This is a genomic window from Sinomonas sp. G460-2 (assembly GCF_047759905.1).
In the GTDB taxonomy this organism is placed as follows: domain Bacteria; phylum Actinomycetota; class Actinomycetes; order Actinomycetales; family Micrococcaceae; genus Sinomonas.
In genome coordinates this window covers 1-12,368 of record NZ_JBKZWT010000004.1, presented here as the reverse complement: position 1 = coordinate 12,368, position 12,368 = coordinate 1, and the positions used below count along the sequence as shown (strand labels likewise).

Annotated in this window: 10 protein-coding genes; 2 read left to right on the top strand and 8 right to left on the bottom strand. The window is 68.8% G+C overall.

The window, feature by feature from the left end:
- Nucleotides 1-92 precede the first annotated feature (92 nt).
- Nucleotides 93-1,277 (top strand): MarP family serine protease, encoded by a 1,185-nt coding sequence (locus ACLN58_RS01015; RefSeq protein WP_415853415.1) that lies wholly within the window; start codon nt 93-95, stop codon nt 1,275-1,277.
- Nucleotides 1,278-1,295: 18 nt separating this feature from the next.
- Here the strand turns inward: ACLN58_RS01015 and aroQ are convergent, their stop codons facing one another.
- Nucleotides 1,296-1,802, bottom strand: a complete 507-nt coding sequence (gene aroQ / locus ACLN58_RS01010) for a type II 3-dehydroquinate dehydratase (protein ID WP_415853414.1) — start codon at nt 1,800-1,802, stop codon at nt 1,296-1,298.
- 267 nt (nt 1,803-2,069) lie between these two features.
- Here aroQ and ACLN58_RS01005 point away from each other — a divergent pair, with 267 nt between their 5' ends.
- Nucleotides 2,070-3,005 (top strand): plastocyanin/azurin family copper-binding protein, encoded by a 936-nt coding sequence (locus ACLN58_RS01005; RefSeq protein WP_415853413.1) that lies wholly within the window; start codon nt 2,070-2,072, stop codon nt 3,003-3,005.
- A 110-nt stretch (nt 3,006-3,115) separates the two neighbouring features.
- On the opposite strand, the gene ACLN58_RS01000 is transcribed toward ACLN58_RS01005, so the two are convergent.
- The 7 genes from ACLN58_RS01000 to ACLN58_RS00970 form a co-directional block, all read right to left on the bottom strand.
- On the bottom strand, nt 3,116-3,883 hold the full coding sequence (locus ACLN58_RS01000; protein WP_415853412.1) for a DeoR/GlpR family DNA-binding transcription regulator: 768 nt from the start codon (nt 3,881-3,883) through the stop codon (nt 3,116-3,118).
- Nucleotides 3,884-3,885: 2 nt separating this feature from the next.
- Nucleotides 3,886-4,794: a carbohydrate ABC transporter permease gene (locus ACLN58_RS00995; protein WP_415853411.1), complete on the bottom strand. Its 909-nt coding sequence runs from the start codon at nt 4,792-4,794 to the stop codon at nt 3,886-3,888.
- Nucleotides 4,791-5,699: a carbohydrate ABC transporter permease gene (locus ACLN58_RS00990; RefSeq protein WP_415853410.1), complete on the bottom strand. Its 909-nt coding sequence runs from the start codon at nt 5,697-5,699 to the stop codon at nt 4,791-4,793. Before ACLN58_RS00990 ends, ACLN58_RS00995 begins: the two co-directional genes overlap by 4 nt.
- Before the next feature lie 81 nt (nt 5,700-5,780).
- On the bottom strand, nt 5,781-7,100 hold the full coding sequence (locus ACLN58_RS00985; RefSeq protein WP_415853409.1) for an ABC transporter substrate-binding protein: 1,320 nt from the start codon (nt 7,098-7,100) through the stop codon (nt 5,781-5,783).
- Between the two features lie 156 nt (nt 7,101-7,256).
- Nucleotides 7,257-9,293, bottom strand: coding sequence for a beta-galactosidase (locus ACLN58_RS00980; protein WP_415853408.1), 2,037 nt, complete (start codon nt 9,291-9,293; stop codon nt 7,257-7,259).
- A gap of 203 nt (nt 9,294-9,496) precedes the next feature.
- Entirely contained in the window at nt 9,497-9,799 is a 303-nt protein-coding gene (locus ACLN58_RS00975; protein WP_415853407.1) for a hypothetical protein, read from the bottom strand.
- Between the two features lie 342 nt (nt 9,800-10,141).
- A complete protein-coding gene (locus tag ACLN58_RS00970; protein ID WP_415853406.1) occupies nt 10,142-12,325 on the bottom strand; it encodes an alpha-galactosidase in 2,184 nt (727 codons plus the stop codon).
- Between the last annotated feature and the right edge of the window lie 43 nt (nt 12,326-12,368).

Here is a 12,368-nt window from a genome sequence, read left to right as displayed (position 1 = left end):
GTCATTCTTCCAGATGTTGCAAGCTTTTGTGACGAACGCACCACCAGCAACCGCCCAGCTTTGCCCCAGACAGCGTCGGTAGACTGGCGAGGATGTTCGATACGACCTTCCTGGACCTTGTCCTCGTGGTGGTCCTGATCGGCTACCTCGTCTACGGGGTGCGGGCGGGTCTCCTCGTGAGCCTCGGCGGGATCATCGGCTTTCTGGTGGGCGGCGCGGCCGCCTTCTTTGCTGTGCCCCTCGTGAGCCAGTGGATGTCGGACAGCTCGTGGCGGGCCGCCGCCGTCGTCATCACGGCGATCGTGCTCATGGTCGCGGGGAACGCGGTCGGCACCATGCTGGGCCGTCGCCTGCGGGGTCGAATCACGTCGAAGCCGCTCGGCGTGGTTGACCGCGTGCTCGGCGGGCTAGCGAACCTGTGCGTCGCGGCGATCGTCATGTCGATGCTCTCGTTCACGGTCTCGAGCGTGGGCGTCCCCGTCCTGTCCCAGCAGCTCGCCTCGTCGAAGGTCATCACCGCGATCGACGGCGTCACGCCGGACCCGCTCAAGGCCGGCGCCGCCCAGATTCGCGCGTTCGTGCTCGGCGACACGCTCCCGCGCATCATCGAGGGGATCGGGCCGCTCAAGCCGGTCCCGATCCCGGCCGAGAACACGGATTCGTCCGCGCTGCGCACCGCGGCGAAGTCGATCGTACGGATCACCGGGACGGCGTTCCAGTGTGGCCAGAACCAGACGGGCAGCGGCTTCGTCGTCGCGCCGGACCGCATCCTGACCAACGCGCACGTTGTGGCCGGGGTCCCGCAGCCGGTCGTCGAGACCCAGACCGACGGCGCCCGCACGGCTCGCGTGGTGTACTTCGACCAGGTCCACGACCTCGCGGTCCTCGCGATCGAGGGCTCCTCGCTGGCCCCGCTCAAGCTCACGGACAACAGCCCCGCTGGCACGTCCGCCGCGTTCGGCGGCTACCCGCTCGGCGGGCCCTTCCAGATGCGGCCCGCCGCGATCCAAGGGACGACGACGGTGCTCGCCCCGGACATCTACGGCGCCAACGCGGTCCCCAAGTCCGTCTACCAGATCTCCGGCAACGTCCAGCAGGGCAACTCCGGCGGCCCGCTCCTCACGACGAGCGGAGCCGTGACCGGAGTGGTCTTCGCCAAGTCGGACAACACCCAAGATGTGGGCTACGCGATCACCATGAGCGAGGTGCGGCCGGTCGCCGACCAGGCGCCGAGCCTCTCGCAGCCGGTCCAGCCCGGCGCCTGCACGCGCAAGTAGCCCCCAGACCTGGGTGGGTCAGGCCTCGCGGTCCCGCGTGAGCTCCGCGAGGTAGTCGATCGCGAACCGGTAGCCGAGCGTTCCGGCGCCCGCGATGACGGCCTTGCACACGTCGCTCAGGTACGAATGGTGCCGGAACGGCTCGCGCGCGTGGACGTTCGTGATGTGGACCTCGACCGCCGGCAGGGCGACGGCGCTGATCGCGTCCCGGATCGCGACGGACGTGTGCGTGTAGGCCCCCGCGTTGATGACGATGCCGAGCGACTTCTCCCGCGCCGCGTGGATCGCCTCGACGAGAACGCCCTCGTGGTTCGACTGCACGAAGTCGCAGCCGAGCCCGTGAGCCTCCGCCGCGCCAGCGCACAGGCGCTCGATGTCGCCGAGCGTCGCCGTCCCGTACTTCTCCGGCTCGCGCCTTCCGAGCAGGTTCAGATTCGGGCCGTTGACCACGAGGATCGTGGGGTGGCTCGGAGAGGATGCGGCGGGGGCGGACGTGGCGGTCGAGGGCTCAGTGGGCTGGGTCATGGTCCGATCTTACGGGGGTCGCGGGATGGGTCCTTGGGCTGTTGTCCCCCTCGGCCAGAAGTCCTACTCTTGTCCCAGTTCCGGGGAGACGGAACAACAGCACCCTCAATCGGCGAGGTCTCGGCGCCGAAGCGGCACCGGGGCACGTGATGGGGCGCGCCGCGAGTGGGGCCGCACACGGCCTCCCGTATCAGCGCGGGAGGCGAGCACCCGCCGTCGTCCGCGCTGGAGGAGACGGCACGCTTTTGTCCTCAGGAGCACCCTCCCATGTCCATGCGTCCGTTCAAGCGATCCTTCTGGATCGTCGCGTCCCTCGTCGGCCTCATTGTGGGCCTCTTCGGCGTGGCGCCCGCCCAGGCGTCCGTCACCACCAACCCCAATACCGTTATGTGGAAGGTCCTCGTCGGCGAGCAGTCCCCGGATCTCGCGATCCAGGGCATGCGCTTCCTGCCCGGCGAGATCTGGATCGACCAGGGCGACTCGATCAAGTTCGTGGCCAACAGCGCCGAGATCCACACCGTGAGCTTCGGGACGCCGCCGATTCCGCCCACGGGCGTCGACAGCCTTCTGGCCGACGCGGTTCCGCGGGTTGGCGGGCCCGTGTTCGATCCGACCGCGCCGTGGACCAATTCCGGGATCCTGACTACGCAGTCCACCCCGGACTTCCCGACCGTGACCTCGTATCAGCAGAAGTTCGCGGCGCGCGGCGACTTCACGTTCTTCTGCCTGATCCACGGCGAGATGATGTCGCTCACCGTGCACGTCCGGGCTCCGCACACGGCGTACCCGCACTCGCAGGCGTGGTATGACGCCCAGGCTGGCCTTCAGACCGCGGCGATCCTCGCCGACGGGGCGAAGCTGTGGGCAGCCACGGCGCTCAAGGCGAGCCCAACCCACGTATACGTGGGAGCGAGCGACGATCTCGCCATGGTCATGCGGTTCATCTGGCCGAATGACGTAGTGCCCCTTGGCACGACCGTGACGTTCGATCTGGGGGCCAATCAGGCCGTGGTGCCACACACCGTGACGTTCACATCGCTCACCCAGAACGGTCACCCCGTGGATTCGGGGATCCTCCTCGAGGCGTTCGTCGGCGGACCGTCAACGTTCTCCGTGACGTTCGATCAGCCCGGCACGTGGAACTACATCTGCGAGCTCCACGATGACATGGGCATGGTGGGGAGCGTGACGGTCCTGCCCTAGTCTCCCCTTCCGGTATTCACCGGACGACGGCGGCGCGGCACCCTTGGGGGGACCGCGCCCGCCGCTCCGTACCCGGCGGGGCAAACCGCCGGGGCGCGAGCAGGAACGCGTCAGCCGGCGACCCGCACCGCGGGAACGCGGTCCCGGAGGTACGAGAGGGCCGGCCCCGGGAGGGCGGCGTCCGTCACGATGCCGTCCACATCGTCGAAACCGCAGATGCTCCCAATGCCCTGGACTCCCCACTTGCTGTGGTCCGCGACGACGATGAGCCGTCGCGACGCGGACGCGAACGCCTGGTTCGTCTCCGCCTCGAGCAGGTTCGGCGTCGTGAAGCCGGCGCGCTCGTCCATGCCGTGGACTCCGAGGAACAGCAGGTCGAGGTGGAGGCTGCGGATCGACGCCGTGGCAAGCGGCCCCACGAGGGCGTCCGACGGCGTGCGCTCGCCGCCCGTGAGCAGCACGACCGAGCCGGACGAGGAGGCGTCGAACGCCTCCATCACCCGCACCGAGTTGGTGAGGACCGTGATGCGGGGGCCGGCGGAGAGGGCCTTGGCGAGCATCCACGTGGTCGAGCCCGCCGTGATCCCGACGGCCATGCCCTCCTGCACGAGCGCCGCGGCCTCCCGGGCGATCGCGGCCTTCTCCTCGAGATGCTGCGTCGACTTGAGCGCGAAGCCCGGCTCGTGGGTGCCGACTTCGCCCTGGACCATGACTCCGCCGTGGACGCGGGTGAGAAGCCCCGCGTCGCTCAGCGCGTCGACGTCGCGGCGGACCGTCACGGCGGAGACCCCGAGACGGTGGGCCAGGTCGGCGACCTTGACCACGCCTTCCTCGTGGACGGCGTCGAGGATTGCGGACTGCCGTGCTGCCGCGAGCATGCCTACCCCTTGCTGGAGCCGAGGGTGAGCCCGGCGACGAATTGGCGTTGGAGGACGAGATAGATGATGAGCGTCGGGATGACCGTGATCGTGGCCCCAGCCGCGAGGAGATTGTAGTTGCTCAGGAAGTCGCCCTGCAGGTTGTTGATCGCGGTAGTGACCGGAAGCCGGTTGCCGCTCTGGATGAAAAGGAGCGGCCAGAAGAAGTCGTTGTAGATGAAGATGACCTCGAGCGTGCCCAAAGCGGCGAAGGCGGGCCGGCAGAGCGGCATGATGATCGACCAGTACTGGGTCCAGATCCCGGCGCCGTCCACGAGTGCGGCCTCGGTGAGGTCCTGCGAGAGTGCCTTCATGTAGTTCGAGAGGACGAACGTGCAGAAGCCGATCTGGAACGCCGTGTCCACCACGATGACGGAGATGTACGTGTTGAGGAGGGAACCGGAGTCGCTGAACCAGTACGGGAGCTGGATGAGCTTGAACATCTCGAACAGCGGCGCGGCGAGGACCTGCGGGGGCAGGAGGTTTCCGGCCGTGAACACGATGAGCAGCGTGATGTTGAACTTCCAGCTCACGCGGCTCACGGCGAAGGCCATGAGCGAGGCGAAGAAGAGGGTCAGCAGGACGGTCGGGACCGTGATGAGGACCGAGTTCCAGAAGTAATGGGAGAAGCCGCCCTGGTTCCAGGCCGTGACGAAGTTGTCGAAGTTGAAGGGCCCGGCGACGCTGAAGTAGCCGTTCTTGTTGGTCGACTCGATGGGACGGAGCGCCGTGTAGAGGGACCACCCGAGCGGGAGGAGCCACATGACGGAGAGGACCAGGAGCACGAGGTGCGTCGCGTAGTGGCGTCTCGGCTTCGAGCCGCCGCGCTCGGTGCCGCGTGCCACGCGGGTCGGGGCGGTAATGGTGGTCATGATTCTTTCGCTTCCTTCCCGAACGTGCGGGTGAGGTAGAAGACGATCGGCACGAGCGAGATGACGAGGAGGATCGTCGCGAGCGCCGAGCCGACGCCGATCACCTGTCCCTCGCCGACGAGGTTCTGGATCACGAGGGCCGAGATGAGCTCGAGGCCGTTGGTGCCGCGGTTGATGACGTAGACGATGTCGAACGCGCGCAGCGATTCGATGATCGTGATGACCACGATGACGATGTTGATGGGGCGCATCGCGGGGAAGACGACGCGGAAGAACGTCTGGGCGGCGTTGGCGCCGTCGAGCGACGCCGCCTCCTTGAGCGCCGGGTCCACGCCCTTGAGGCCCGCCAAGTAGAGCAGCATGACGTACCCCGCGTGCCGCCACGTCGCGGCGATGAGGGCGGCCCAGATGTTGACGTTGCTGTCGCCGAACCAGTCGACCGCGCTCGGCGTCCCGGCCGTGCCGAGGAGGTAGTTCAGGAGGCCGTGGTCGCGCTGGTAGAACAGCTGCCAGATCACGCCGACCAGCGCGAGGGAGAGCATGACGGGGACGAAGAAGATGCTCTGGTAGATCCTGCTGCCGCGGATCTTCTGGTCGAGGAGCACCGCGAGGAGGAGCCCGAGCGGGGTCGCGATGAGCGCGAGGAACGCGAGCCACAGGACGTTGTGCTGGACCGCGGGCCAGAACGGCGGATAGTTCTGCGCGACGTACTTGTAGTTGTCGAGGCCTGTACCGCGGATATCGGTGAGGGCGAGGCCGTTCCAGCGCGTGAAGCTGAGGCCGATCGACATGAGGGTGGGGAGCCAGACGAAGATGAGCTCGATGAGGGTGGGAATCGCGACCATGAGGATCAGGACAATCTTGTCCCGCCTCGTGAGCCGCCGGACCTTGCGGATTCTTGGCATGGAAGTTCCTGCAGTAGTCGGGCAGGCGCGGGCGGGTTGGGGCGTCCGCCCGCGCCGGCTGTCTCGGTGATTGCTTGCGAGCTACTGCGCGGCGTAGAGCGTCGCGGCCTGGGACTCGAGGTTCTTGATGTCCACGGTGCCGTCCTTGATGAAGCTCTGGAGGGCGGGGATCATGACGTTGTTGGCCATGGCCGGGAGCGCGTCGCGGTCAAAGAACTGGCTGATCGACTTCGCGTTCGCGATCGCGTCGGCACACTTCTTGTTGAGCGCTGAGAACTTCGACGTGTCGGCGCCCTTGGCGGTGGCGATGTTGGAGGTGTCCACGGAGTAGTACGCGTTCTGCGCCTCCGGGGTGCCCATGAACTGCAGGAAGTCCTTGGCCGCCTGATTCTGGCCGCCCTTCTTCGAGAGCAGGAGCCCGTCGATGGGCGCCTCGATCGCGTCCTGGCCCTCGACCGCGATGGAGGGGAACGGGAAGAAGTCGATGTCCGCGAGGACCGCGGCGTCCGTGAACTGCTGTGTCACGAACGAGCCGAGCAGGTACATGCCGGTCTTCTTCTGGCCGAGCAGCTGCGCTGCGTCCTGCCACGTCTGCCCGAGGGCCGCCGGGTCCTGATACGGCAGGAGCGCCTTCCAGGTGTCGAAGATGGCCTGGACCTTGGGCTGGTTCCACGATTCCTTGTGGGCGCAGAGGTCCACGTGGAACTGGTAGCCGTTGAGCCGCATGTTGATGTAGTCGAACGTGCCCATCGCGGGCCAGCCGTCCTTGTCGGCGTAGCCGATCGGGATGATCCCGTCCTTCTTCATCTTGGCGGCAAGCGTCTTGAGATCGTCGAAGGTCGTGGGGACGGTGTAGCCCTTCTCGGCCCAGAAGCTCTTCCGGTAGAAGAAGCCCCACGGGTAGTTGTAGTTCGGGACGAAGTACATCTTCCCGTCGGGGCCGGTCGAGGCCTTCTTGAGCGCGTCGGAGTAGTTGCTCCCGATCTGCTGCCACACGTCGTCGATGGGCGCGAGGAGGCCCTTGCCCGCGTAGTACTGCATGCGGTAGCCGGCGAACCACGTGAACGCGTCGTCCGGGCTGCCCTGGAGGTAGGAGTTGATCTTGTTCTGGAAGTCGTTGTGGGGCACGACGTTCGTGGTCACGGTGTCCCCGGACTTCTTCTGGAACGCGTCGACGACCGCCTGATAGGCCCGCTTCGGGACGTCGTCCGACGCCGAGGAGCCGAACGTCAGGCTCTTGCTGGCGCTCGAGCCGCCCGCGGGCGCCGAGCCACCCGTGCAGGCCGAGAGCATCGGGATCCCCGCGAGGCCCACGGCGCCGATGCCTAGGGTTTTCAACAGGGTGCGGCGGTCGACGGCAGCCGGGAAGAGGGAGGAGGAACCGCTGCGCTGAGTGTCCATGTGTGTCTCCTGAGATGAGGGGCGTGATCGGTATGACCGCGCCTGTGACCTGCGCCACATCCGTAAGCATAGACATTCAAAAACGATCGGAAAAGATCAGGAACGAAAAAAATTCCGAACTGTGATCTTCGCGCAGCGGTCCCCCCTTTCCTCGGCCTACGGGGCCAGGCGCACGACGGCGACGCCCCCCGCGGGCACGATCAGGTTGCCGTCCGTCGGGGTCCCCGAGAGGAGCTCCATGCCGTCGACGGCGAGCCGCGCGCTGAGCTCGCCGTGGTTGATCACGAACACCCACGAGCCCTCCGTGGACGCTCGCGTGACCACCTCGACGTCGGGCTGATCGATCACGCGGGCCGCCGTGTCGAAGCCCGCGTCCTCGAAGACGCGGGGCAGGAGGTCCGCGAGTGCGAGCGCGTCGGGCGACGTTCCGACGTAGTACGCGTGGCCCGCGCCCGCGGCGTTCCGCGTGACGGCAGGCGAGCCCGCCGTCGGCCCCGCCTCGTAGCGCGAGACGACCTCCGCCGTCGTCGTTCGCCCCAGCTCGCTCCAGCGAGCCCCTGCGCCGGAGGTGAGCGCCACGGGCTCCTCGGCGCGCAGCGGGAAGAACTCCTCGATCTCGACGCCCAGGAGTTCCCGGAACGCGCCCGGGTAGCCGCCGCCCTCGACGGGGTCCATGATGATCCGGTCGTGCTCGTCGACGATGCCCGAGAAGTACGTGAGCACGAGCGTCCCGCCGCCCTCGACGTAGCGGCGAAGGTTCTCGGCGCCGCGCTCCGTCACGAGGTAGAGCATGGGGGCGATGACGAGCCGGTAGGCGGAGAGATCGTCGGTGCTCTGCCGGACATCCGCGGTGATGCCCGCGCGGTAGAGGGCGTCGTGCCAGTCGCGGAGCTCGCGCACGGGCTTGGCCTCGACGCTCGGATGCGAATCGAGCTCCGCGCCCCAGCGCGCGTCCGTGTCGAAGACGAGCGCGGCGCCCGCGACGACGCGGGAGCCGGCGACCTCGGAGACCGCCTCGAGCGACCTGCCGAGCTCCACGACCTCGCGCCACACCTTCGTGTCCCGGCCCGCATGGGGGACCATGCCCGAGTGGAACTTCTCGGCCCCCGCGCGGGAGGCTCGCCACTGGAAGAACAGGATCCCGTCCGCGCCTCGAGCCACGTGCTGGAATGAGTTCCGCAGCATCTGGCCCGGAGCCTTCGCGATGTTGCGCGGCTGCCAGTTCACGGCAGAGGTCGAATGCTCCATGAGCAGCCACGGGCTGCCGGCGGCCCAGCCGCGCGTGAGGTCCGCCGTCAGCGCGAGGTCCTGCTGGTTCCGGGGGTCCTCGGCGATGAGGTAGTGATCGTTCGAGACGACGTCCATGCGCGGGGCCCAGCGCCAGTAGTCGATCGGGGCGTGGAGGCCCATGTTCGAGCCCATGAAGTTCGTGGTGACCGGCTTGTCCGAATGTGCGCGGATGATCGCGGCCTCCGCCTCGAAGCACTCGAGGAGCGAGTCGGAGGAGAAGCGCGCGAAGTCCAGTTGCTGGGACGGGTTGACGTGCGTGCCCGAGTGGCGCGGCGGCATGATCTCGGCCCAGTCGTAGTAGTGCTGCGACCAGAACGCCGTTCCCCACGCGTCGTTGAGGGCGTCGAGGGTCCCGTAGCGGTCCTGCAGCCATGCGCGGAAGCCGCGCTCGGCGTGCGGGCCGAAATCGGGCTGGTTGTGGCAGCCGTACTCGTTGTGGACGTGCCACATCGCGAGGGCGGGATGCGAGGAGTAGCGCCCAGCGATCGCGGTGGTGAGCGCGGCGGCCGCGCGGCGATAGTCGGGCGAGCAGGCCGCGAAGGCCTGGCGCGAGCCATGCGTCTGGCGCACTCCGTCCGCGTTCACCGGCGCGGAGTCCGGGTATTTGACCGTGAACCACGGCGGCGGGGACGCGCTCGCGTTGGCGAGGTCCACGGCCACGCCGTTCTCGTGCAGGAGGTCCATGATCTCGTCGAGCCAGCCGAACTCGTAGCGGCCCTCCTCGGGCTCGAGCAGGGCCCAGCTGAAGATGCCGAGGCTCACGAGGTTGACGCCCGCCTCCCGCATGAGCTCGACGTCGTGCTTCCAGACCTCGCGGGGCCACTGCTCGGGGTTGTAGTCGGCGCCGAAGGCGATCCGGGGAGTTCCGTCGCCGAGCCGACGCGTGAGGTCGTTCATGTTCATGGGCTGCCTGCCTTACGGGAGGGTGGGGTGGGATGAGAAGGGGGCGGGTTGAGAAGGGGGTGGGATGAGAGGGCGTGGGTCCGGCGGCCACCGTGGCTCACGGCTCTGCAGTGGCCGCCGTCACACCAGCCTATGGCACCCGTACAGGAACGTACAGAAGGAATCAAAAACGAAAGTTCGCTGTTGTCTGGGGCGATCAGGCCTCAGAGCTCGAGGCACTCGTTGATCTGAATCGTGCCGCCGCGCGCGATATACGGGTGGTCCGAGAGCAGTTCCCGTGCGTCGGCGAGGGATCGCGCCTCGATGATCGAGTAGCCGTCGATGTCGACCGCGTCCACGGGCTCGCCTCTTGCGATCTGGCCGCCGAGCAGGAGCGGCGTCCCGAAGTCGACAAGTGCCGTACCGAGGGACTTGTCCGCCCACTCGCGCAGGGCTGCCCTCGAGGCTCTGATGGTGTCGACCTCCGGATACGGCATGCCGTGGTACGTGATGAGGAAGCGCGTCATGGCCCCTCCTTCCGACCGGTTGAAGCTACGGTACGCCCGGGCGCGGCAGGAGCGAAGGTTCCAGTACGCGCCTCGCCGGCCCCGCCGTCGTCGTCCGTTTGGTGCCGGTGCAACCGTGCCGGCCCGCCGCCGTCGTCCGCGTGGTGCCGGTCCAACCGTGCCGGCCCGCCGCCGTCGTCCGATTCCGACCAGCCTTCAGCCGCGCCTTCGGCGCGCCGCGGCCCGACACGCCGCGTGAGGCGCCAACGGGCGGCCAATCACGGTCGGGAACCGACGGGCGCCGGCGCCGAGGAGCGGCGCCGCCGTCACGCGACGCCCTCCTCCCCGGCGGCCCCTACGCGCTCAGCCCACGGCTGTGACATGGAGCAAGATCGCGTGCTCCGGGCGCAGGATCGGCAGCGGGAGCCCCACCTCCGCGAGGAAGCGGCCGGACGCCGTGGCTCCGTCGGCGAGCCAGGCTGGAGGCGAGACGTGCGCAAATGTGTCCTTCCAATCGCCGTCGGCGGGGGTGGGAAGGACCGCCTCGACGCGGTACTCGCGCCCGGGGTCGAGGCCCGGCAGGCCCACGCGGCCCGGGGCCTCCGCCGCGAGCGTGCCGAGGGCGACGGCGGCGAAGAGCGCCTCGGTGCCGTCTTGCGACACGACGCCGTGGAGCGCGAGGTGTGGCTCCGTGACGTCGGCGTTGACCCGGACGCCCGAATGGAGGAGTGCCCGGTGCCGCTTGTACAGCGCGATCGCGCGCCGAAGGGTCTCGCGCTCGCCGGGCGTGGCCTGGCGGATGTCCCATTCCATGCCGAAGTGCCCGAACAGGGCCGTGATCGCGCGGAACGAGATGTCGTGGACGCGCCCTGTTGTGTGCGAGTGCGTAGGGCCCACGTGGGCTCCCACGAGCTCGGGCGGGAGCACGGCCTCGGTCCAGCGCTGGATGGTGTGCCGCTCGAGCGCGTCGTTGCAGTCCGACGCCCACACCCGGTCGGTGTGCTCCAGGACGCCGAGGTCCACGCGAGCGCCGCCCGAAGCGCACGATTCGATCTCAACCCCGGGATGCGCGGCCCTGAGCGCATCGAGGAGCCGGTAGTACGCGAGCGTCTGCTCGTGGACTGAGGGCCGCCCGGCGTGGCCGTACTCGGCGAGATCCCTGTTCTGGTCCCATTTGAGGTAGGAGATGCTGTTCTCCGAGAGGAGCGCGTCGAGCCGGCCGAACACGTACTGCCACGCGTCCGGGTTCGCGAGGTCAATGACGTGCTGGTGCCGCCACTCGAGCGGCAGGCGGCCGCCGTCCTTGTGGGAGACGGCGGAGGGGCCCGCGATCCAGTCCGGGTGCTCGCGGGCCACATCCGAGTCGAGGTTCACCATCTCGGGCTCGACCCACAGCCCGAACTCCATCCCGAGCGAGGTGACCCTCTCGATGAGCGGCGTGAGGCCGCTCGGCCAGACCGACTCGTCGACGTACCAGTCGCCGAGCCCTGCGTGGTCGTCGCGGCGGCCGCGGAACCAGCCGTCGTCGAGGACGAAGCGCTCCACGCCGAGATCGGCGCCGAGCGTCGCGAGCTCCACGAGCGGCTCGAGGCGGTGGTCGAAGTACACGGCCTCCCACGTGTTGAGCACCACGGGCCGCTGCCGGCCCGAGACGGTGTCGACGTGGTGCGGCCGGGCGCGGAACCAGCGGTAGAAGGCGTCGGTGATGCCGTCGAGGCCGCGGTCCGAGTACGCAGCGTAAAGCACGGGGGTGCGGTAGGACTCGCCGGGGGCCAGGACCACCTCGCCCGGGCCGAGTAGCTCCGCGGCGCCGAGCACGCGGCGCCCGTCCGCGAGCGAGTCGAGGTATTGCTCGTGGTTCCCCGACCAGCCGAAGTGCGCGGCCCACACCCGGCCGGACCGGTTCGAGAATCCCGTGGTCCCGGCCGCGACGAGGAGGGAGGAGTCGTGGCCGGTTCGTCCGTGGCGGCCGGAGCGCACCCACGTGCCCTGCCGGATCGCCTGGCGCTGCGGGTGGTTCTCGCGGCACCAGCGGCCCGTGAGGTCGAGCAGCTCCGCGGCGTCGCCGGGGACGGGGACGACGGCGGCCAGTTCCTCGAGCTGGTAGGGCTCGCCTCCCGTGTTGGTCAGCTCGTGCGAGATCTCGAGGAGCCCGCCCTCGTGCAGCGCGAGCTCGCTCGTCACGCTGAGCCCCGCCGCGGCGTCGGCCTGGACGATCCGTGCGCCGCGCCCGCCGAGCGTCGCCTCGGCGGACACGACGCGCAGCGCCGGGGAGAACGCGAAGCCGGGGACACTGTTTTGTGCCTGGTCGGCAACCGTCCGGTGGCCACGCACGGCCGGGCGCCCCAGCCAGCCCGAGGAGGCCTGGGGGAGGAGGCCCGCGACGACCGGGACGTCGTACGCGGAGTGCGGGATGGGCGGGCTGAGGAGGCCGAGGCTGGGGAGGGAGGCGCCGAGGTCGGCGCCCCAGTGCACGATCTCGGCCTCGCCCGAATCGAAGGCGAGCAGAACGCTCGTGCCGGCGGAGCGGAGATGAAGGGGGTCCATGGGTCGCTTTCCGTGGGCTCGGGTTGGGCGGGTGGGCTCGGGT

Excerpts from the sequence above, each read along its gene's own strand:
- ACLN58_RS00995 (WP_415853411.1), bottom strand. The coding sequence starts at position 4,794 with ATGACCACCATTACCGCCCCGACCCGCGTGGCACGCGGCACCGAGCGC.
- ACLN58_RS00975 (WP_415853407.1), bottom strand. The coding sequence starts at position 9,799 with ATGACGCGCTTCCTCATCACGTACCACGGCATGCCGTATCCGGAGGTC.
- ACLN58_RS00985 (WP_415853409.1), bottom strand. The coding sequence starts at position 7,100 with ATGGACACTCAGCGCAGCGGTTCCTCCTCCCTCTTCCCGGCTGCCGTC.
- ACLN58_RS01015 (WP_415853415.1), top strand. The coding sequence starts at position 93 with ATGTTCGATACGACCTTCCTGGACCTTGTCCTCGTGGTGGTCCTGATC.
- ACLN58_RS01005 (WP_415853413.1), top strand. The coding sequence starts at position 2,070 with ATGTCCATGCGTCCGTTCAAGCGATCCTTCTGGATCGTCGCGTCCCTC.
- ACLN58_RS00970 (WP_415853406.1), bottom strand. The coding sequence starts at position 12,325 with ATGGACCCCCTTCATCTCCGCTCCGCCGGCACGAGCGTTCTGCTCGCC.
- ACLN58_RS00980 (WP_415853408.1), bottom strand. The coding sequence starts at position 9,293 with ATGAACATGAACGACCTCACGCGTCGGCTCGGCGACGGAACTCCCCGG.
- ACLN58_RS00990 (WP_415853410.1), bottom strand. The coding sequence starts at position 5,699 with ATGCCAAGAATCCGCAAGGTCCGGCGGCTCACGAGGCGGGACAAGATT.
- ACLN58_RS01000 (WP_415853412.1), bottom strand. The coding sequence starts at position 3,883 with ATGCTCGCGGCAGCACGGCAGTCCGCAATCCTCGACGCCGTCCACGAG.
- aroQ (WP_415853414.1), bottom strand. The coding sequence starts at position 1,802 with ATGACCCAGCCCACTGAGCCCTCGACCGCCACGTCCGCCCCCGCCGCA.